Below are 20,202 nucleotides of genomic sequence, written 5' to 3'. Positions count from 1 at the left end.
GCGGGCCCACCGACAACCCGGCAGGCCCGCCGTCGCTAAGCGCGGTGACGGACGTCGCGCGCGACCTTGGATTTCCAGCGCGAGGTGAGCGCGGGCAGGTCGATCGTGACCTTCCACGGCCACTCGGTCGTGAAGACCTCGGCGGTGTGCGTCGAAGGGACCAACTCGCCGGCCGGCGACAGCACGAACTCGGTCAGGGTGATGTCGTCGTGCTGCGGGTCGAAGACCCAGTAGCGCTGCACACCGGCGCGGCCGTAGAGCCGCACCTTGTCGTAGAGGTCGCGGAACGTCGAGTCAGGAGCGATGACCTCGATCGCGAGGAGCGCGTCTTCGATCGGGATGGGGCTGGTCGTGTTGTGGTCGGGCACGATCACGGCGATGTCGGGACGCGGCTCGCTGCGCCGGTCGACGCGTAGCGAGGTGTCGAGACTGACGTAGTAACTGGTCTTCGGGACAGTTGGCTTCCAGAGCGAGCAGGATGCGGACGCCGAGGTCCTGATGGGGGTAAGTGGGCGACGCCACGATCAACCTTCCGTTGATCAGTTCGTAGCGGAGGTCCCTGGGCAGTTCGCCGAGGTCGTCGACCGTCCACTCCGGCCGCTCGGGCAGGGTCGGTGCCGCGGTCATGGGCTCCTCCTCGGAGTGGTCGCCCGTCACCTAGGTGTTCCTATGATCGCCCGCTGTCCCGAAACACGACTACTGCTCGTTGCCTTCCTGCCGGCGCAGCTTGTTGAAGTCGATCTTCGGCAGCTTGAAGCCCGGCGGCATCCCCTGCGCGCCGTCGCCCTGCAGCGCCGACGGGTCGAAGCCCGGCGGCAGGCCGGGCGGAAGCCCCGGCATCCCGCCCGGGAACCCGGCGCCCGGACGCGGCCGCGAGCCGCCCTTCGTACCCTTGCGCTTGTTCTTCGGGCTCTTGGTGGCCTTGCGGCGGGACCCGGGCAGGCCCATCATCCCGCCCATCTGCTTCATCATCTTCTGCGCTTCGGCGAACCGGTTGAGCAACTGGTTGACGTCCATCACCGTGACGCCGGACCCGCTCGCGATCCGGGCCCGCCGCGAGCCGTTGATGATCTTCGGGTTGACCCGCTCGCCCGGTGTCATCGACCGGATGATCGCCGTGACCCGGTCGAAGTGCTTGTCGTCGAGATCCGCCAACTGGTCCTTGACCTGGCCCATGCCCGGCATCATGGCCAGCACGTTGGCGATCGGGCCCATCCGCCGCATCGCGACCATCTGGTCGAGGAAGTCTTCGAGCGTGAACTGCTCGCCGCCCATCAGCTTGGCGGTCATCTTCTCTTTCTGATCGGCGTCGAAGGCCTGCTCGGCCTGCTCGATCAGCGTGAGAACGTCGCCCATGCCGAGGATCCGGCTCGCCATCCGGTCGGGGTGGAAGACGTCGAAGTCCTCCAGCTTCTCGCCGGTCGACGCGAACAGGATCGGCTGCCCGGTCACCTCGCGGACGGACAGCGCCGCACCGCCGCGCGCGTCACCGTCGAGCTTGGACAGCACGACGCCGCTGATGCCGACCCCGTCGCGGAACGCCTGCGCGGTGTTGACCGCGTCCTGGCCGACCATCGCGTCGACGACGAACAGCACCTCGTCGGGGTCGACCGCGTCGCGGATGTTGGCGGCCTGCGCCATCATCTCGGCGTCGACACCCAGCCGGCCGGCGGTGTCGACGATGACCACGTCGCGGGCCACCCGCTTGGCGTGGTCGATCGACGCCCGCGCCACGTCGACGGGGTCGCCGACCCCGTTGCCCGGCTCGGGCGCGAAGACCTCGACCCCGGCCCGCTCGCCGAGCACCTGAAGCTGGGTGACCGCATTGGGCCGCTGCAGGTCGGCGGCGACGAGCAACGGCTGGTGCCCCTGCCCCTTGAGGAAGCGCGCCAGCTTGCCGGCGAGCGTCGTCTTACCGGAACCCTGCAGGCCGGCCAGCATGATCACGGTCGGCGGCTGCTTGGCCAGCTGGAGCCGCCGGGTGTCGCCACCGAGCACGTTGACCAGCTCTTCGTGCACGATCTTGATGACCTGCTGCGCGGGGTTGAGCGCCTGCGAGACCTCGACGCCGCGCGCGCGCTCCTTGACCCGTGCGATGAACGCGCGCACGACGGGCAACGCGACATCGGCCTCGAGCAGCGCCAGCCGAATCTCCCGCGCCGTCGCGTCGATGTCGGCGTCGGTGAGCCGCCCCTTGCCACGGAGCTTGGTGAAGATCCCGTTGAGGCGGTCGCTCAGGGTGTCGAACACGTAAACATCCCGTTTGTCATAGTTCCAAGGGCGAAGCAGGCCGGAAGGACCCCCGTTAGGGTATCCGGCCAACTGCGCGACAGCCGATCCGCCGGACGTCGAACCGACCGCCACCTCGAACACGAACGGGCAATACCCGGGTTCGCGGTGGGCGCGACCGTCGCTCCCGCCGGGGACCGCTCGCTGACGCGTCGCTTGCCAGGCCCGCCGCCGGTCCGACTCACCCCGTGATCAAGGCGCCCCGACGTAACCGCTGGGGCCGGTGTTCGTCGGTGGGGTCGGTTAGCCTCGGGCGATGACGGTGATGGATTGGTTGCTCGACTCCGACCCTGCCGTGCGCTGGCAGGTGCTGCGGGATCTTGCCGGGGCGCCCGACGACGTGGTCGCGGCCGAGCGGGCCCGGGTGGCCCGCGAAGGGTGGGGTGCGCGGTTGCTCGCCCTACGAGACGACGGTGGCGGCTGGGCCGGCGGAGCGTGCTTCCCCGGCCGGGGCTACCGGCACACCGGCCCCGACCACGAGCCACCGCCCGACGGCGAAGACGGTCAGCCCTGGGTCTCCACCCTGCCGACGCTCGACCTGCTGGTCGAGTTCGGCATCGACCCCCAGGACGAGCAGGTCCGACAGGCCGTCGCGGCCGTGCGCGACACCGTCCGATGGGAATACGACTCCCTGCCGTTCTTCGACGGCGAGGTCGAGGCCTGCATCAACGGGCGCACCGTGCGGATCGGGTCCTACTTCGGTCAGCCCGTCGACGGGATCGTCGACCGGTTGCTGCGCGAGCAATACGACGACGGCGGCTGGAACTGCGAGCTCGAAAACGGCGCCAAGGTCTCCTCGTTCCACAGCACCATCAACGTGCTCGACGGGCTGCTCACTTACCAGCGGGCCGGCGGCACGGCCGACGTGGCGGCGGCCCGGCGCCGCGGCGAGGAATACCTGCTGGAGCGCGCCCTCTTCCGGCGTAAGTCGACCGGCGCCGTGGTCGACGAAGACTGGCTGGCCTTCTCGTTCCCGTTCCGCTGGCACTACGACGTGCTGCGCGCCCTCGACTACTTCCGCGCGGCGGGTGACCCGCCCGACCCGCGTGTCCGCGAAGCCGTCGCGCTGGTCGAGTCGAAACGGCGGCCCGACGGCACCTGGCTGCTGGAAAACACCCACCCCGGGCTCGTCTTCTTCTCGCTGGAGCCGGGCGACGGCCAGCCCAGCCGGTGGAACACGCTACGCGCCGGCCGCGTGCTCGCCTGGGCTCAGAGCGCGACCAACCCCGACTGATACGCGAAGACCACCAGCTGCGCCCGGTCCCGGGCGCCCAGCTTGATCATCGCTCGGCTGACGTGGGTGCGGGCCGTGGCCGGCGAGACCACCAGCCGGGCCGCGATCTCCTCGTTGGACAGCCCCTCACCCACCAGGCCGACGATCTCGCGCTCGCGGTCGGTCAGCGTGCCCAGGTGCGGGTGCGGCTTCAAGGTGCGCGACGGCCGCGTCGAAAACTCGCGCACCACCCGCCGGGTGACCGACGGCGACAGCAGCGCCTCGCCGGCCGCCACCAGGCGGATCGCCCGCAGCAACTCGGCCGGCTTGGTGTCCTTGGTCAGGAAGCCGCTGGCGCCGTGCCGCAACGCGTCGAAGACGTACTCGTCGAGTTCGAAGGTCGTCAAGACGATCACCCGGGTGCGTTCGAGGGCCGGGTCGGCCACGATCCGCCGGGTCGCCTCGATGCCGTCGATGCCGGGCATCCGCACGTCCATCAGCACGATCTCCGGGGCCGTCTCCGCCGCCCGCGCGACCACCTCGAGGCCGTCGGCGGCCTCACCCACCACGCGCATGCCGTCTTCGCTCTCGACGAGCGACCGCAACCCGATCCGGACCAGATCCTGGTCATCGGCGATCAGCACACCGATCTCGTCAGTCACGGTCGTCACCATCCCTCGTCGTCACCGGCACCACGCCTCACCAGCTCTCGCCGTTGCCCGGCAGCTCCGCCACGCCTCACCAGCTCTCGCCGTTGCCCGGCGCCACCGGCAGTTCGGCCCGCACCCGCCAGCCGGCGCCGTCGGGGCGCGGGCCGGCCGACAGCGTGCCGCCGAGGGCGGTCACCCGCTCCCGCATGCCGGATAGCCCGTGCCCGGGCTCGGGCAGCGGCCCGATCCCACCCCGGCCGGTGTCGGTCACCTCGACCATCACGGACTCAGGGGCATAGGTGATCACCACGGCGGCCGTCGCCGCGCCGGCGTGGCGCAGCACGTTGGTCAGCGACTCCTGCACCACCCGGTAGGCGGCCAGGTCGACCGCCAGCGGCAACTCCACCTCGTCGCCGACGACCGCGAGGTGCACCGGCAGCCCCGACTCGGCCAGCCGGTCCCGCAGCGCGGGCACCTGGGCCAGGCCCGGCGCCGGCGCCCGCTCGCCGCGCTGGCGCAGCACCGCCAGGGTGACCCGCAACTCGTCGAGCGCCGCCTTGCTGCTGCGGCTGATCCGGGTCAGCGCGGCCTCCGCCTCCTCCGGCTTGCGGGGCAGCAGGTGCAGCGCGATCTCGGCCTGCATGTTGATCGCGGCCAGCCCGTGGCCGACCACGTCGTGCACCTCCTGCGCGACCCGCAGCCGCTCGTCGTCGGCGATCCGCCGGGCCTCGTCGGCCCGCGACCGCTGCACCGCCTCCCGGCTCACCCGCACCGTCACCCCGATCGCGAACGGCACCGCCACGAACGCCGCCGACGGCAGCAGGCCGTTGAAGTGGGTGTTGGTGAGGTCGCTGATCGGGAAAAACGCATGCAGCGCCAGGAGTACGAACGCGACCGCGCCGGCCCAGGCCGCCTGGCGCAACGTCAGCCCTGCGGCCACCGTGTAGATCACCACCGCGAAGCTGATCAGGATCGGCCCGTACGGATAACCGATGATCAAATAGGCGGCGGTGAGCCCGGCGACCACCGCCAGCGTCGACAGCGGCCAGCGCCGCCGGGCGATCGTCGCGCCGGCGGCGCCCAGGATCAGCGCGTAGCCGAGGACGTCGAGAGGGGCTCGCAGCGTGCCGGTCGCGGCCTGGTTCTCCTGCGCGAAATGCGACCCGCCCCCGCCGATGAACAGCAGAAACGCCGTGATGAGCCCGTCCACGAGCCAGCGGTGAGAACCACCGCGGCGCCTGGCCGAGCTCATCACAGCCTCCACGTCCTAGAGAATGTCACGGCGGCGCAGGACCACCGTGCCGAGCGCGACGAAACCGACCAGGTAGGCCGCGACCACCAACGCCGCCGGGCCGCCACCCATCAGGGAGTCCACGCCCGGCGTGCCGGTCGGCGCGCCGAGCGACGCCACCAGCGCACCGGCGCCGGGGCCGGGCAGGCCGCGCTGCGCCGAGTCGACCCAAGGCAGCAGCGGCGCGGCCAGCGACGAGATCAGGTTCTGCACGGCCAGCATCCAGACCAGGCCGAGCCCGACCGCGAGCGCGACGCCGCGCAGCAGGATGCCCAGCACCGCGCCGAACACCGTCCACATCGTCGCGATCAGCCAGCCCGCGCCGATGCCGCGGACGATGTCGAACGCCGACGGGAACGCCATCGACTCGTTCTCGGCGGCCGCGATCAGCACGCTGGCGATCGAACCCATCGCGAAGATCGCGAGAACGAAGCCGAGCGCGGCGACGGCGAGCACGGCGAACTTGCCGGCCAGCACCGACGTTCGCGACGGGCCCTGGGTGAGCACCGTCTTCCAGGATCCCCAGCCGTACTCCCCGCCGACGAACAGCACGCCCAGCACCACGAGCAGGGCGCCGAGGAAGACCGGATAGCCGCCCAGCGTGTTGCCGACCACGTTGGCCGGCAGGGTCGCGGCGAGGCCGCGGTCGGCGGTGGCACCGGTGGTGCCGGTGGTCGCACCGAGGTAGGGGATCACGTAGGCGAACAGGGCGCCCAGGACCAGCGCGATCCCGAGCAGCAGCCACGTCGCCGGGCGCTTGTTGAGCTTGATCAGCTCTGCGCGGAAACTACCGACCATTGCTCTCGCCTCCGGTGAGCTCGAGGAAGACCTGCTCCAGATCACGTTCGCGGGTACGCAGTTCGCTGACCGAGATCCCCGCTTTGACCAGTGACTCGTTGAGCTCGGCGGCCCGCGAGGGCTCGACCGTCACGTCGAGCGCCCCGTCGACGACGGAGACCGCGCCGGCACCGAGCACCAGCCGCAGCCAGGCGGCCGCGTTGTCCAGCGGCGCCGCCTGGATCCGCAGCCCCGCACCGCTGCGCAACTCGGCGACGGTGTTCTCGGCGACCAGCGCGCCGCGCGCGATGATGCCGACCCGGTCGCAGATCTGCTCGACCTCGCCGAGCAGGTGGCTGGAGATCAGCACGGTCGATCCGGCCGCCCCGAGCCGGCGGATCAGCGCGCGCATGTCCGCCATGCCGGCGGGGTCGAGCCCGTTGGTCGGCTCGTCGAGGATCAGCAACTGCGGGTCCTTGAGCAGGGCCGCGGCCACGCCGAGGCGCTGCTTCATGCCCAGCGAGTAGGTGCCGAACTTGTGCTTGGCCCGCCCGCCCAGGTCGACCAGGTCGAGGACGACGTCGATCCGCCGGTCGTCGACGCCCGCGTAGCGGGTCAGCACCCGCAGGTTGTCGCGCCCGCTCAGGTAGGGATAGAAGGCCGGGCCCTCGATCATCGCGCCCACGCCGCTCAGGTCGCCGGGCGGCTGGCCGTGCAGCAGCACCCGCCCGCCGCTCGGCCTGATCAGCCCGAGCAGCATCCGCAGCGTGGTGGTCTTCCCGGCGCCGTTGGGGCCCAGGAAGCCGTACACCTCGCCGGCCCGGACCGTCAGGTCGAGGTCTTGGACGGCGACCACCTCGCCGTACCGTTTCGTCAGCTTTTCGCACACCACCGGTTCCATGCCCCATACGGTGCCCGGCGGAGAACCAAAGAGCGTCCGAGCCCAAGCGGCATCCCGTGTACGCCCGACTGCGTAGAAGAGCGGGCGACGAAGCGTAGTCGGGGCCCTCAGGACCGGGCGGCGCTCAGCACCGCGGCCTCGACCGCTTCCTCACCGGCCCCGGCGCCGACCAGGTAGAACGCGTCGACGACGTCGCCGCCCAGCGTGGAGATCCGGGCCGCCCGCACCGTGGCGCCGGCCTCGTCGAGCGCGCTGGCCACCCGGTAGAGCAGCGCCGGCGAGTCGGCGGCCCGCAGTTCGAGCACGACCGCGTCGGTCGCCGCCTCCCGGTGCCAGACCACCCGCGGCGGTGCACCGGAGCCGGTCGAGCGCCCACCACGCCCGCGCAGCCGTTGCGTCACCGACACGTCGCCGGTCACCGCCCGCCGCAGGTCGGCCGAGAGCGCGATCGGGTCGGGCGCGGCCCCGAAGCGCGGTTGCACCAGGAACTCGACCAGCGCCCGTCCCTCCACCGTGGACACGTCGGCGCCGAGCACGTCGAGCCGGTGCAGGGCCAGGCAACCGGCCACCGCGGCGAGCAGGCCGCGCCGGTCGGCCGCGGCGACGGCGACCCGGTCGCCGTCGAGGTGGATGGCCGGCAACGGCCCGGCCACCAGCCCCGGGTCGGGCGTCGGTAGCGCCGGCAGCACGCCGGTGTCGAGCGCGGTGTGGGTGCGCCGGACCAGCTCGGCGATCAGCCGGCCCTTCCAGTCGGACCACGCGGCCGGGCCGGTGGCGCGAGCGTCGGCGCGGGCCAGGCCGTGCAACAGGTCGAGGGTGGTGGCGTCGCCCACCGCGGCCGCGACACCGGCGATCGTCTTCGGGTCGGAGAGGTCCCGCCGGGTGGCCACCTCGGGCAGCAGCAGGTGCAGCCGGACCAGCTTCTCGACCAGCGCGACGTCGGCCGGCGGCAGCCCGATCCGGCCGGCGACCGCGGCCGCGACCGGCGCGCCGGCCGTGCTGTGGTCGCCCGGCAGGCCTTTGCCGACGTCGTGCAGGAAAGCGGCGAGCAGCAGCAGGTCGGGCCGGTCGACCTCGCGGGCGAAGCCGGTCGCTTCGGCCGCCGCCTGCACCAGGTGCCGGTCCAGGGTGAACCGGTGCACCGGGTTGTGTTGCGGCAGGCTGCGCATCCGGGCCCACTCCGGCAGCCAGCCGTCGACCAGGCCGTAGCGGTCGCAGGTCTCCCAGGCCGGCACCAGGCCGGGGCCGGAACCGAGCAGGGTGACCAGCGCGGCCAGCGCGGCCGGCGGCCAGGGCGACGGCAGCGGCGGGCAGTAGGCGGCGAGCCACTCGCAGGTGGCCCGCGAGATCGGCAGCCGGGTGGTCGCGGCGGCCGCGGCGACCCGCAACGACAGGGACGGGTCCGGGCGGGCACCGATCGCGGTGCGGGCCAGCACGAGTTCGCCGTCCTGCTCCACCACGTCGCGGGCGACGGGCCGGCGGGCCGGCTTGCCGTCGGCACCGCGCCGGCGGATCACCCGGACCCGGTCGGCGGCGCGCCAGGCGTCGTCGAGGGCGTTGGCGACCGTACGCGCGTCGCTGGCCACCCGCCGCAGCAGCGCGTCACCGTCGTCGAGCCCGAGCAGCCCGGCGACGGCCGACCGCTCCTGCGCCACCAGCCGGTCGACCCGGCGGCCCACCGCGACGTGCAGGGCGTCGCGCGTGTCGAGCAGCCGCAGGTGCGCGGCCCGGACGGCCGGGCGCAGCGCGTCGGTGACGCCGGAGCGCGCGATGCCACGCAGCACGCCGACGTCGCGCAGCCCGCCGGCCGCCTCCTTGAGGTCGCCCTCCAGCAGGAACGCCAGTTCGCCGTGCGCCGCCCAGCGGGCCGTGGTGACCTCCCGCAGCGCCGGCAACTGGCGGATCGCCGTGCGCCGCCACTGGTCTGAAGCCGCCTCGGCGAGCTGGGCGGCCAGCGTCGGGTCGCCGGCCACGTGCCGGGCGTCGAGCAGGCCGAGCGCGACCTTGACGTCGTCGTGCGCGACCGACAGGGCCTCGGGCAATGTGCGCACCGAGTGGTCGAGGCCGAGCCGGGCGTCCCAGACGGGGTACCAGAGCGAGGCGGCCAGCTCGTCCATCCCCGGCACGCCGGCGTGCAGCAGCACCAGATCGAGGTCGCCGAACGGGGCGCACTCGCGGCGGCCGAGGCCGCCGACCGCGACCAGCGCCACGCCCGCGGTGCCGGCCGGAAAGAGATCGCGCAGCCACGTGTCGAGCGCGTCGGCCCGGGCGGCTCGGAACGGCCCACCGATGCCGTCGCGGACGGTGGCCGGAACGACCAGGGGATCGGCGCCGGCGGCGTCCGCCCGCGTCGATCCCCTGGTCATGATCGTTCTCTCAGAGCGCGTCGAGGCCGCGCTCGCCGGTGCGGACCCGGACGACGTCTTCGACCGGCGTCACCCAGACCTTGCCGTCACCGATCTTGCCCGTGCGCGCCGCCGTGACCACCGCGTCGACCACCTTGTCGACGTCGATCTCGTCGGTCAGCACCTCGACCCGGATCTTCGGCAGGAACTCCACCGTGTATTCGGCACCCCGGTAGACCTCGGTGTGCCCCTTCTGGCGGCCGTAGCCCTGCACCTCGCTCACGGTCAGCCCGGCCACCCCGAGGGCGTGCAGGGCGTCCTTGACCGCGTCCAGCTGGTAGGGCTTGATGACCGCGGTCACCAGCTTCATATCCAACCCCTCCATCGCTAGATAACTTAGCCGGCGACCTTCTCGCTGACAGGTTTCTCATCTGGGGCGTTGCTGTCCGGCTTCGGCGCGGTGGTGCCGATGCCGGCGAGCTGGAACGCGCCCGCGCTGCCGCCGGCGGTCGACAGGTCGTAGCCCGACTCGGCGTGCTCCGCCACGTCGATGCCCTCGATCTCGGCCTCCGGCGAGGTGCGCAGACCGATCGTCTTCTTGACCACCCACGCGATGCCCATCGCGAGCACCAGGGAGTAGACCGTGACGATCAGGCTACCGAGGAACTGGCGGCCGAGCTGCGTCGCACCGCCGCCGTAGAAGAGGCCCTCGTTCGCGCCCAGCACGTCGCCGATCGCCGAGTTGACCTGGGTGGTGGCGAAGAAGCCGATCGACAGCGAGCCGATCCAACCACCGACGAAGTGGACGCCGACCACGTCGAGCGAGTCGTCGAAGCCCAGCTTGTATTTCAAGCCGACGGCCAGCGCGCAGACCGCACCGGCGATGGCGCCGACGATGACGGCCGGGATCGGCGCGATGAAGCCGCAGGCCGGGGTGATCGCGACCAGGCCGGCGATGGCACCGGACGACGCACCGACCAGGGTCGGCTTACCGCCCCGGATCCACTCGACGATGATCCAGCCGAGCACACCGGCGGCAGTGGCCACCTGGGTGTTGAGGAACGCGACGGCCGTGGTGCCGTCGACGGTCAGCTCGGAGCCGGCGTTGAACCCGAACCAGCCGAACCACAGCAGGCCGGCGCCGAGGGCGACCAGCGGCACGTTGTGCGGCTTGGTGCTCTCCCGGGGCCAGCCGATCCGCTTGCCGAGGACCAGCACCAGACCCAGTGCCGCCGCGCCGGCGTTGATGTGTACGGCGGTGCCACCCGCGAAGTCGAGTGCGTGGATCTTGGCGCCGATGAACCCGCCACCCCAGACCCAGTGCGCGACCGGGATGTAGACCAGCGTGAACCAGGCGCCGGCGAACAGCAGCCAGCCGGCGAACTTCATCCGGTCGGATGCCGCGCCACTGATCAGCGCCACGGTGATGATGGCGAACATCATCTGGAAGACGAGGAACACGTACACCGGAATGCCGGTCGTGCCCCAGATGTCACCGAGGAAGTTCGTCTCGGTGCCGAGGTACTGGGTGAAGCTGCCGAGGATGTTGTTGACCCCGGAGTTGCCGTTGGAGCCGAATGACAGAGTGAAGCCGTAGATGACCCAAAGTACTGAGATGAGCCCGATGGAGCTGAAGCTCATCATCATCATGTTCAGTACGCCCTTGGACCGGTTGAGGCCGCCGTAGAACAGCGCCAAACCCGGCGTCATGAGCAGCACGAGCGCGGACGACAGAAGTAGCCAGGCGGTGTTCCCGGTGTCGATCTCCACGCTGCCTCCTCTCGGTAGGTTCCTCCCTCCGGCAGGCAGAGCAGCGTCGCCCGACAGCCGGTTCGGGGGGAAGCCTCCCGGGCCGCTGTTTCGCGCAAGGTCGCGAGTCGGTTACCGCGTCGTGACGGGTTGTTTCGTACGTGTGAAGAAACCCGCCCTCAGCGAAGGGCGTATTCCAGCGTGTGACGTTCGTAGTCGAGCAGGCGGAGATCGCGCATCGGCCGCCGAAGGTGACCCTTGTGCACGATCCGGACGAACGCCGGGTCGCCGGCGGCCGCCATCCGGCGGATGCCCTCGACGTGGTCGACGATCCGCTTGCGGATCGTCCGCACCAACCGGTGCCGGTCACGCGGGATCAGCCCGTAGGCATCGGCGAACATCCGCAGCCGCTGCGGCCGGTTGGGCCGCTTCCAGCCGAGCGTGTAGGAGTCCCGGTCGGAGAACAGCGGCACCCAGGTCCATGCCGCGTAGGCGACGTCGTAGATCCGGGCACCCGGCGAGGCCAGGTCGAAGTCGATCAGCGCCAGGGTGCCGTCGGGCCGCCAGATCACGTTGTGTGGCGCCGCGTCGTGGTGGCAGACCACCTCGGTGTCGGGCGGTGGCGGCCCGAACGAGCGCCAGACCGCGGTCGGCGGCGGCGCGAACCCGTATTGCGCGTCGTGGAACATCCGCAGCATGGTGGCGACGGTGATCAGCGCCTCGTCGGTGACCCAGTGCGGCGCCAGCGGATATTCGCCGCACTCCCCTTCGAGGTAGGACAGCACCTCACGGTTGCGCTCGTCCATCCCGAGCACCCTGGGCGAACCGGTGAAGCCGACATATTCCAGATGGCGCAACAGCGCGTGCACCGAGGGCGTCCACGGCCCGGCATTGCGCCGGACGGTGTCGCCGACGCGAACCACCGTGCTGACGTTCCCCCCGCGCAGGGGAACTTCCTGTTGCGTCACGTACGGTCTCCCGAGTCCGGAGGCCTGCGGCTGGTAGGTCACCCGAGGTTACGCGTCCGTGCCAACAAGCGCGTCGACGAACGCCGCCGGCTCGAACGGCGCGAGGTCGTCCGGCCCCTCGCCGAGACCGACGAGCTTGACCGGAATGCCCAATTTGCGCTGTACGGCGATCACGATGCCGCCCTTCGCGGTGCCGTCGAGCTTGGTCAGCACCACCCCGGTCACGTCGACCACCTCGGTGAACACCCGCGCCTGCTCCAGGCCGTTCTGGCCGGTGGTGGCGTCGAGCACGAGCAGCGTCTCGTCGACCGGGCCGTGCTTCTCGACCACCCGCTTGACCTTGCTCAGCTCGTCCATCAGGCCGACCTTGTTCTGCAACCGGCCGGCGGTGTCGACGAGCACGGTGTCGACGCCCGTGTCGATGCCCTTCTTGACCGCGTCGAACGCGACGCTGGCCGGGTCGGCGCCCTCTGGGCCGCGCACCACCTCGGCGCCCACCCGGCCGCCCCAGGTGGCCAGTTGCTCGGCCGCGGCGGCGCGGAACGTGTCGGCGGCGCCGAGCAGCACGGTGTGACCGTCGGCGATCAGCACCCGGGCGATCTTGCCGCAGGTGGTGGTCTTGCCGGAGCCGTTGACGCCGACGACCAACAGCACCGAGGGCTTGCCGGTGACCTTGAGCGAGCGGTCGAGGCTGGGGTCGAGCGCCTCGACGAGTTCGGCGGTGAGCAGCCCGCGCAGTTCGGTGGGGCTGCGGGTGCCGAGCACCTTGGTGCGCTCGCGAAGCCGGTCGACGATCTCCCGGGTCGCCTCGACGCCCACGTCGGCGCCGATCAGGCTGTCTTCGATCTCTTCCCAGGCGTCTTCGTCGAGCCGGTCCCGGGCCAGCACCGCGAGCAGGCCCTTGCCGAACACGTTCTGCGACCGGGACAGCCTCCCGCGCAGCCGGATCAGCCGCCCGGCCGTCGGGGCCGGGGTCTCGATGGTGGGCGCGGGAGGCGCCTCGGCCGGTCGTTCCGGGGCGAGGATCCCCACCCCGGCCTCCTCGGCCGGCTCCTCGGTCGGTCCGGTGGGGCGCGGCGGGGCCGGCGGCACGGCCCGGCGACGGATCCGGGGCACGAGCAGGCCGAGCCCGGCCAGCAGCAGCACGCCGGCCAGGACGATTCCGAGGATCACAAATTCCATACCGAAATCCTGACATGCCCGCCGCAGACTCACGCAGCGGCCGGTGTGAGGTGTCGCGCTGTCCGGCTATGGCGCCTGGGCCCCCGGGTAGAAAGGATGGTCCCGTTCCGTTGCCGTCGTGGAGGTTGAAACGCATGTCGGGCGCACGTCTGCTGATCGGTCCGGTGCTCCGCCGGGTCGTCGACACCCGGGCCACGATCTGGGTCGAGACGGCGGCGCCCGCGGTCGTCACCGTGCGTGCCGAGGGAGGCGCACGAGGTAGTGCGCCGACCTTCACCGCGTACGACCATCACTATGCGCTTGTCGTCGTCGAAGGGCTGCCTGCCGACGCGGTGACCCCTTATGAGGTGTTCGTCGACGACGAGAAGGTCTGGCCCGAGCCCGAGTCGGCGTACCCCCGGAGCGTGATCCGCACCCGGCTCGGCGACGACAGCGGCCAGCCGGTGAAATTGATCTTCGGGTCGTGTCGCGAGGCGACCCCGAAGTCGATGGGTCACAAACTGCCCCCGGACGCGCTCGACGCGTTCGCCCGCCGGCTGATGGCCGACGAAGGGGCCCGGCCCGACCTGATGGTGCTGCTCGGCGACCAGGTCTACGCCGACATGACCTCCCAGGAGGTACGCCGGTTCCTGCGCAAGCACCGCAAGCGGCGCAAGGCCAAGCTCACCGACCCACCGCCCCACCAGGTCGTCTCGTTCCACGAATACACCCAGCTCTACCTGGAGTCGTGGCGCGACCCGGAGGTCCGCTGGCTGCTGTCGACCATACCCAGTGTGATGATCTTCGATGACCACGAGATCATCGACGACTGGAACTCGTCGGCGTCGTGGCGGGTCGCCGCCAAGGAACAGCCCTGGTGGAACGAGCGGATCACCAGCGGGCTCGCCTCCTACTGGGTCTACCAGCACCTGGGCAACCTGCACCCCGACGAGCTCGCGAGCGACGCGCTCTACCCGAAGGTGACCGCCGCCGGCGACGCGACCGAGGTCCTGCGCGAGTTCGGCCAGCGGGTCGACCTCGAGGCCGACGCCGCGCACGACACGGAGCGCTGGCGGGCCACCCAATATCAGTGGTCCTACCGGGTCGACATCGGTCGCACCCGGCTGGTGGTGCTCGACAACCGGTGCAGCCGGGTGCTCGACCCGGCCAGCCGGGCGATGCTGCCGCCCGGCGAGTGGGCCTGGTTCCTCGACCAGGCGCACGGCGACTACGACCACCTGGTGGTCGGCTCCTCGCTGCCCTGGCTGCTGCCGCACGGCGTCCACCACCTGGAAGCCTGGAACGAGCGGCTGGCGGCCTCGCCGCGGGGCCCGGTCGCCGGTTTCGCCGAGCGGATCCGGCGGGCGGTCGACCTGGAGCACTGGGCCGCGTTCCAGCGCTCCTTCGAAGACCTCGGCACGCTGTTCGCCCGGCTCGGCTCCGGGCCGCGCACCGCGGGTGGCGAGCGGGTCGGCGCCGGCCCGGCCTACCCGGCGCCCGCGTCGATCAGCGTGCTCTCCGGCGACGTACACCATTCGTATGTCGCCCGGGTGCGCTTCCGCGATCCTGCGGTGAGCACGCCGGTGCACCAGCTGACCTGCTCGCCGATACACAACCAGGTCCCGGCGGTGATGCGCCCGGTGATGACCCTCGGCTGGTGGCGGGGCCCGTCGTCGCTGGTGCGGGCGATGGCCAAGGCGGCCGGGGTACGCAAGCCGGGCGTCCGCTGGCGCAAGCTGGCCGGCCCCTACTTCGGCAACGCGGTCAGCACGCTGTCGCTGGCGGGCGCGATGGCGGCGGTGACGATCGAGGGCACGCTCCGCGACGGCACGCTGGCCCGGGTCGCGTCGCTGCCGCTGACCGAGCCCGCGGCGGCGGCCCCACCCGCGCCGGCCCAGCCGGAACCGGGCGGCGTCCGCGCCGGCGAACCGGCATGATGCCGGCATGACCTGGGTCGCACCTGATATCAACCGGCGAAGCGAGCCGTTCGTGGCCGGCGAACGCGAGATGCTGCAGGGCTGGCTCGACTGGCACCGCGACACGTTGCTCTGGAAGTGCCGGGGCCTGACCGGCGACCAACTGGTCAAGCGGACCGTCGAGCCGGCGACGCTGAGCCTGCTCGGCCTGGTCCGGCACATGGCCGACGTCGAGCGCAGCTGGTCACACCGCGCGGCGGGCATCGAGTTCAAGGGGATCTTCTACACCGACGACAACCCCGACGGCGACCTGCACGACGGCGTGCCCGAGTCGGCCGAGGCCGACTTCGAGACCTTCCGCGCCGAGTGCGCCAAGGCCGACGAGGTGCTGGCCGACCTCACTCTCGACGCCACGTTCATCAGCAGCCGCGGCAACGAGATCAGCGTCCGCTGGGTCTACACCCACATGATCGAGGAGTACGCCCGCCACAACGGCCACGCCGACCTGATCCGCGAACGCCTGGACGGCGTAACCGGCGACTGACCTTTTTCAGGGCCGGGCGCGCGGCGTCGGAGCGTACCGCGGCGTGGTTGGGCACTCCCCGATCGCTGGTGGTCAGCGGGCCGACCAGCGCGAGGTTGGGGAGGCATGGCGATCGTCGGCGTCAGAGCCCCAGCGCGGCCCGCAGGTAGGGAAGGTCGTCCGGGCCCGTCCAGCGGTAGGCGGCGAGGCCGACCGCGCGGGCGCCGCGGACGAAGCGGTCGCTGTCGTCGACGAACAGCACCTGGCCGGGCGGCGTGTCCAACGCCTGGCAGGCGGCGCCGAAGTATTCGGGTGCCGGCTTCGGGATGTGCAGCTCCGAGGAGTTGATCACCGCGTCGAACTCGTCGGTCAGGCCCAGGGCGCGCAGGTCGGCCTGGAGCAGGTCGGTGCCGTTGGTGGCCAGGCCGACCTTGATGCCGGCGGCGCGGGCGGCGCGGATCAACTCCAACAGCCCAGGTTCGACGGTGCCGCGGTAGCTCTCCCACTCCTTGACCGCGGCCCGGGCCTGGTCCTCGTCGCCGGTCTGGTCGGTCAGGTCGGCGATGATCACCTCGGCCCACTCGTCGTGGGTGAGGTCTCCGATGATCACTGGCATCAGCCTTGACCAGTCGATCGCCGCCGTGTGCAGGGTGCCGGGCGGCAGGCCGTGTGCGACCTCGATGCCGTGGATCACGGCCGGGTCCCAGCGGCGCAGCGTGCCGTCGAGGTCGATCAGCAACGCGGTCGGCTTGGGGCGCATCAGTCCTCCTCGCCACCGAGCCGCTGGCTGATCACTTCGGTGACGCCGTTGCGCATGGTCACGCCGTAGAGCGCGTCGGCGACCTCCATCGTGCGCTTCTGGTGCGTGATGATGATGAGCTGGCTCTTCTCCCTGAGCTGGGCCATCAGCGTGATGAGCCGGCCCAGGTTGACGTCGTCGAGCGCCGCCTCGACCTCGTCCATGATGTAGAACGGGCTGGGCCGCGCGCGGAAGATCGCGACCAGCATCGCGACCGCGGTCAGCGAGCGCTCGCCGCCGGAGAGCAGCGAGAGCCGCTTGATCTTCTTGCCCGGCGGGCGGGCCTCGACCTCGACGCCCGTGGTCAGCATGTCTTCCGGGTCGGTCAGCACCAGGCGGCCCTCGCCGCCCGGGAACAGCACCGTGAAGACCTTCTCGAACTCGCGCGCCGTGTCGTGGTAGGCACTGGTGAACACCTCGAGAATCCGGTCGTCGACGTCTTTGACGACGGTGAGCAGGTCGCGCCGGGTGTTCTTCAGGTCTTCGAGCTGGTCGGAGAGGAACTTGAAGCGCTCTTCGAGGGCCGCGAACTCCTCCAGCGCCAACGGGTTGACCTTGCCGAGCAGGGCCAGTTCGCGCTCGGCCTTCGCCGCCCGCTTCTCCTGGGTCGGCCGGTCGTAGGGCAGCGCTTCGGGCTCCGGTTCACCGGCCGCGGCAGCCGCGGCCAGAGCGACCTGCGTCGGGGGTACGGGCTGGGCCGGCCCGTATTCGGCCACCAGGGTCTCGACGTCGAGCGAGAAGTCTTCGGCCGCCTTGACCTCGAGCTGTTCGATCCGCATCCGCTGTTCGGCCCGGGCCACCTCGTCGCGGTGCACCTCGCTGGTCAGCCGCTCCAGGTCGGCGGTCAGCCGCTTGGCCGCCGCGCGTACCTCCTGGAACTCGGCCTCCCGCGCGGACCGCGCCTTGGCGACGGCGTCGCGGGTCTCTTCCGCGGCCGCGAGCGAGACGGCGACCCGGGCGAGCGCCTCGCGGGCACCGATCTCGACGGCCCGGGCGATGCCGGCACCGCGCACCCGGGCGGCCCGCCGGGCGGCGGCCCGCTCGCGGGCGGCGCGCTCGGCGGCGGCCTGGCGCGCCAGCGACTCGGCCCGGCCGGCGATCGACGCCACCCGTTCCTCGGCGGTGCGGACGGCGAGCCGCACCTCCATCTCGTTCTGCCGTGCCTGGGGCACCATGGCGGCGAACTGGTCGCGCTCCTCGGTGGACGGTTCCTCGTCGATCGGGGTGGTCTCGGCGAGCGACAGCCGCTCCTCCAGCTCGGCCAGCGCGGTCAGGTCGCGGTCGCGGGCCTCTTCGGCGCGGGCCCGGGAGGCGCCCAGCCGCTCGGTCTCCGCCGCGGCGGAACGCGCGGCCGCGCCGAGTTCGGCGAGCCGGCGGGCGGCGGCGTTGCGCTGCCCCTCGGCCGCGCGCTTCTCCCGCTCGGTGACCTGCACGACCTCCTTGCGGCTGGCGACCGCGGCCCGGGCGGCGGCCAGCTGGGTGCGGAGCTGCTCGATCAGCTCCTCGGCGCGGGCCCGGTTGGCGGCCGCCTCGTCGACGGCGGCCTGCAGCTCGATGAAGCTCTGTGCCTTGGCCGACCCGCCGGCGGCGGTGTAGGCACCGACCACGTCGCCGTCGGGGGTGACCGCCCGCAGCTGCGGGTTGGCCGCGACCGCCCGGGTGGCCGACGACAGGCCGTCGGTGAGGATCACGTCGCGCAGCGCCCAGTGCACCGCCGGGCGGATCCGGTCGTCGCAGCGCACCACGTCGGGCGCCCAGCGGGCGCCGTCGGGCAGCGCCGGGCGCAGCGCGTCGGGCGAGCCGATCATGCCGGGGCCGGCGGGCGTGCCGACCAGCAGCGCGGCCCGGCCGGCGTCCTGGATCTTGAGGAAACGCATCGCCTCGGCCGCCTCGTCGACCCCGGCGACGGCGACCGCGTCGGCGAGCACGCCGAGGGCGGCGGCCAGCGCGGCCTCGTGGCCGGGCTCGACGGTCAACATGCCGGCCAGGCTGCCCAGCAGGCCGGGCACCTGGTCGGCGCGGGCCAGCAGGGCCCCGGCGCCGTCCTTGCGGCGCAGGCCGAGGGAGAGCGCCTCCTCGCGGGCCTTCCAGGTCGCGGCGTCCTTCTCGGCGACCCGCTCGCGGTTGGTCAGCTCACGGACCTCGGCCGCGGCCTCCTCGTGTGCGGCGACCGCCTCGTCGTGGCGGGCGTCGAGGTCGGCGTCGGCCAGGTCGGCCTCCGACGACTCGGCGGCGACGGCGTCGACCTCGGCCTGGGCCCGCTGGGCCCGGGCCTGCGCGTCGGCGTGTGCGACGGCGAGGCGCTCGATCTCCTCGCTGCCGCTGGTGCTGCGGGCGCGGGCGGCGTTGACCTGGCCGGTGAGCTTGGCCAGGCCCTCGCGGCGGTCGGCGATCGCCTTGGCGGCGGCGCGCAGCGCCTGCTCGGCCGCGGCGAGCTGGCGTTCGAGGCCCTGCCGGGCCTCCACCGCCTCGGCCAGGTGGGCCTGGTCGTCCTTGAGGGCGGCGCGCAGCCGGTCTTCCTGCTCGCGGACGCGCTCGGACTCGGCGGCCAGCTCGTCGGGGTCGCGCCCCGGTCGCTCGTCGTCGGGGGTGGCGCTCAGGTGCCGCAGCCGCTCGCTGGCCAGCTGCTCGGTGGATCGAAAGCGCTCCTGCAGGGCGGAGAGCTTGTACCAGGCGTCCTGTGCCGCGGCCAGCAGCGGCGCGTCTTCCGCAAGGGCGGCTTCCAGTTGGGCCAGCCGGCGCTGCACCTGCTCGTGCTCGTCTTCGACATACTCGCGCCGCTCGCGCAGCGCCGCCTCGTCGGCGATCTCCTTGTCGAGCGTCGTACGCAATGTGTAGAGATCGTCGGCGAGCAGCCGGAGCCGGGCGTCGCGCAGGTCGGACTGGATGCCCGCGGCGCGCCGGGCCACCTCGGCCTGCTTGCCCAGCGGCTTGAGCTGGCGGCGCAGCTCGGCGGTCAGGTCGGTGAGCCGGTTGAGGTTGGTCTGCATCGCGTCGAGCTTGCGCAGCGCCTTTTCCTTGCGCTTGCGGTGCTTGAGGACGCCGGCCGCCTCTTCGATGAATGCGCGCCGATCTTCCGGTTTGGCGTGCAGAACGGCGTCGAGCTGACCTTGACCGACGATCACGTGCATTTCGCGACCGATGCCGGAATCGCTGAGCAGTTCTTGAATATCGAGCAAGCGGCACGAGTTGCCGTTGATCTCGTATTCGCTTTCGCCGGACCGGAACATCCGGCGGGTGATCGACACTTCGGTGTAGTCGATCGGCAACGCGCCGTCCTGGTTGTCGATCGTGAGAGTGACCTCGGCGCGCCCGAGCGGCGCGCGGCCGGCGGTGCCGGCGAAGATCACGTCTTCCATCTTGCCGCCGCGCAGCGCCTTGGCGCCCTGCTCGCCCAGCACCCAGGAGATGGCGTCGACCACGTTGGACTTGCCGGAGCCGTTGGGCCCCACGACACAGGTGATGCCCGGCTCCAGCCGCAACGTGGTCGCGGATGCGAAGGACTTGAAGCCCTTCACGGTCAAGCTCTTGAGATGCACCTAATCGATCCTCGTCCGACGGCCCGCCGCCGGGGCTCACGTGGTGGTGTCCAGCCTGAAGCCTATCCCGGCAGCAGGGGG

General features: G+C 71.9%; 16 protein-coding genes. 3 read left to right on the top strand and 13 right to left on the bottom strand.

Translation table 11 applies throughout. The annotated features are described in order from the left end of the window. Window positions 1-35: 35 nt before the first annotated feature. Together AB0J74_RS33735 and ffh are read right to left on the bottom strand one after the other, a co-directional pair. On the bottom strand, window positions 36-500 hold the full coding sequence (locus AB0J74_RS33735) for a Uma2 family endonuclease (RefSeq protein WP_363455602.1): 465 nt from the start codon (window positions 498-500) through the stop codon (window positions 36-38). Between the two features lie 196 nt (window positions 501-696). Beyond that, window positions 697-2,250, bottom strand: coding sequence for a signal recognition particle protein (ffh, locus tag AB0J74_RS33730; protein WP_363455500.1), 1,554 nt, complete (start codon window positions 2,248-2,250; stop codon window positions 697-699). Between the two features lie 295 nt (window positions 2,251-2,545). On the opposite strand from ffh, the gene AB0J74_RS33725 reads away from it, so the two are divergent. Then, a complete protein-coding gene (locus tag AB0J74_RS33725; protein ID WP_363455497.1) occupies window positions 2,546-3,523 on the top strand; it encodes a hypothetical protein in 978 nt (325 codons plus the stop codon). Here AB0J74_RS33725 and AB0J74_RS33720 read toward each other — a convergent pair. The 9 genes from AB0J74_RS33720 to ftsY all read right to left on the bottom strand — a co-directional run bounded on the left by AB0J74_RS33720 (window position 3,499) and on the right by ftsY (window position 13,365). Next, window positions 3,499-4,164, bottom strand: a complete 666-nt coding sequence (locus tag AB0J74_RS33720) for a response regulator transcription factor (protein ID WP_363455494.1) — start codon at window positions 4,162-4,164, stop codon at window positions 3,499-3,501. The two genes, AB0J74_RS33725 and AB0J74_RS33720, sit on opposite strands and share 25 nt — an antisense overlap. 76 nt (window positions 4,165-4,240) lie before the next feature. After that, the gene (locus tag AB0J74_RS33715; RefSeq protein ID WP_363455491.1) at window positions 4,241-5,362 is read right to left on the bottom strand and encodes a sensor histidine kinase; all 1,122 of its coding nucleotides are present in this window, start codon (window positions 5,360-5,362) and stop codon (window positions 4,241-4,243) included. 57 nt (window positions 5,363-5,419) lie between these two features. Further along, the gene (locus AB0J74_RS33710) at window positions 5,420-6,241 is read right to left on the bottom strand and encodes an ABC transporter permease (protein WP_363455488.1); all 822 of its coding nucleotides are present in this window, start codon (window positions 6,239-6,241) and stop codon (window positions 5,420-5,422) included. Further along, on the bottom strand, window positions 6,231-7,121 hold the full coding sequence (locus AB0J74_RS33705) for an ABC transporter ATP-binding protein (RefSeq protein WP_363455485.1): 891 nt from the start codon (window positions 7,119-7,121) through the stop codon (window positions 6,231-6,233). The genes AB0J74_RS33710 and AB0J74_RS33705 overlap by 11 nt, the downstream gene beginning before the upstream one ends. Before the next feature lie 107 nt (window positions 7,122-7,228). After that, window positions 7,229-9,487 carry a [protein-PII] uridylyltransferase gene (locus AB0J74_RS33700; RefSeq protein ID WP_363455482.1) on the bottom strand — a complete coding sequence of 753 codons (2,259 nt, stop codon included), beginning with the start codon at window positions 9,485-9,487 and terminating at the stop codon, window positions 7,229-7,231. A 10-nt stretch (window positions 9,488-9,497) separates the two neighbouring features. After that, a complete protein-coding gene (locus AB0J74_RS33695; RefSeq protein ID WP_363455599.1) occupies window positions 9,498-9,836 on the bottom strand; it encodes a P-II family nitrogen regulator in 339 nt (112 codons plus the stop codon). A 26-nt stretch (window positions 9,837-9,862) separates the two neighbouring features. Then, window positions 9,863-11,236 (bottom strand): ammonium transporter, encoded by a 1,374-nt coding sequence (locus AB0J74_RS33690; RefSeq protein WP_363455479.1) that lies wholly within the window; start codon window positions 11,234-11,236, stop codon window positions 9,863-9,865. 158 nt (window positions 11,237-11,394) lie between these two features. Then, window positions 11,395-12,225: an aminoglycoside phosphotransferase family protein gene (locus tag AB0J74_RS33685; protein WP_363455477.1), complete on the bottom strand. Its 831-nt coding sequence runs from the start codon at window positions 12,223-12,225 to the stop codon at window positions 11,395-11,397. Window positions 12,226-12,231: 6 nt separating this feature from the next. After that, window positions 12,232-13,365, bottom strand: coding sequence for a signal recognition particle-docking protein FtsY (ftsY, locus tag AB0J74_RS33680; RefSeq protein ID WP_363455474.1), 1,134 nt, complete (start codon window positions 13,363-13,365; stop codon window positions 12,232-12,234). Window positions 13,366-13,499: 134 nt separating this feature from the next. On the opposite strand from ftsY, the gene AB0J74_RS33675 reads away from it, so the two are divergent. Further along, on the top strand, window positions 13,500-15,281 hold the full coding sequence (locus AB0J74_RS33675; RefSeq protein WP_363455471.1) for an alkaline phosphatase D family protein: 1,782 nt from the start codon (window positions 13,500-13,502) through the stop codon (window positions 15,279-15,281). 7 nt (window positions 15,282-15,288) lie between these two features. After that, a complete protein-coding gene (locus AB0J74_RS33670; protein WP_363455468.1) occupies window positions 15,289-15,804 on the top strand; it encodes a DinB family protein in 516 nt (171 codons plus the stop codon). 121 nt (window positions 15,805-15,925) lie between these two features. Here AB0J74_RS33670 and AB0J74_RS33665 read toward each other — a convergent pair whose 3' ends face one another. Together AB0J74_RS33665 and smc are read right to left on the bottom strand one after the other, a co-directional pair. After that, entirely contained in the window at window positions 15,926-16,546 is a 621-nt protein-coding gene (locus AB0J74_RS33665) for an HAD-IA family hydrolase (RefSeq protein WP_363455596.1), read from the bottom strand. Next, complete coding sequence (smc, locus tag AB0J74_RS33660) at window positions 16,543-20,121, bottom strand: chromosome segregation protein SMC (protein ID WP_363455466.1); 3,579 nt, start codon at window positions 20,119-20,121, stop codon at window positions 16,543-16,545. The genes AB0J74_RS33665 and smc overlap by 4 nt, the downstream gene beginning before the upstream one ends. Window positions 20,122-20,202: the final 81 nt, after the last annotated feature.

The organism is Asanoa sp. NPDC049573 (assembly GCF_040676615.1).
In the GTDB taxonomy this organism is placed as follows: domain Bacteria; phylum Actinomycetota; class Actinomycetes; order Mycobacteriales; family Micromonosporaceae; genus Asanoa.
The sequence above is the reverse complement of the archived record's forward strand: the minus strand, read 5'-3'. Positions and strand labels throughout refer to the sequence as shown.

Bases quoted from the DNA above. Each gene is read 5' to 3' on its own strand.
- AB0J74_RS33725 (WP_363455497.1), top strand. From the start codon at position 2,546: ATGACGGTGATGGATTGGTTGCTCGACTCCGACCCTGCCGTGCGCTGG.
- AB0J74_RS33710 (WP_363455488.1), bottom strand. From the start codon at position 6,241: ATGGTCGGTAGTTTCCGCGCAGAGCTGATCAAGCTCAACAAGCGCCCG.
- AB0J74_RS33705 (WP_363455485.1), bottom strand. From the start codon at position 7,121: ATGGAACCGGTGGTGTGCGAAAAGCTGACGAAACGGTACGGCGAGGTG.
- AB0J74_RS33700 (WP_363455482.1), bottom strand. From the start codon at position 9,487: ATGACCAGGGGATCGACGCGGGCGGACGCCGCCGGCGCCGATCCCCTG.
- AB0J74_RS33695 (WP_363455599.1), bottom strand. From the start codon at position 9,836: ATGAAGCTGGTGACCGCGGTCATCAAGCCCTACCAGCTGGACGCGGTC.
- ftsY (WP_363455474.1), bottom strand. From the start codon at position 13,365: ATGGAATTTGTGATCCTCGGAATCGTCCTGGCCGGCGTGCTGCTGCTG.
- AB0J74_RS33675 (WP_363455471.1), top strand. From the start codon at position 13,500: ATGTCGGGCGCACGTCTGCTGATCGGTCCGGTGCTCCGCCGGGTCGTC.
- AB0J74_RS33670 (WP_363455468.1), top strand. From the start codon at position 15,289: ATGACCTGGGTCGCACCTGATATCAACCGGCGAAGCGAGCCGTTCGTG.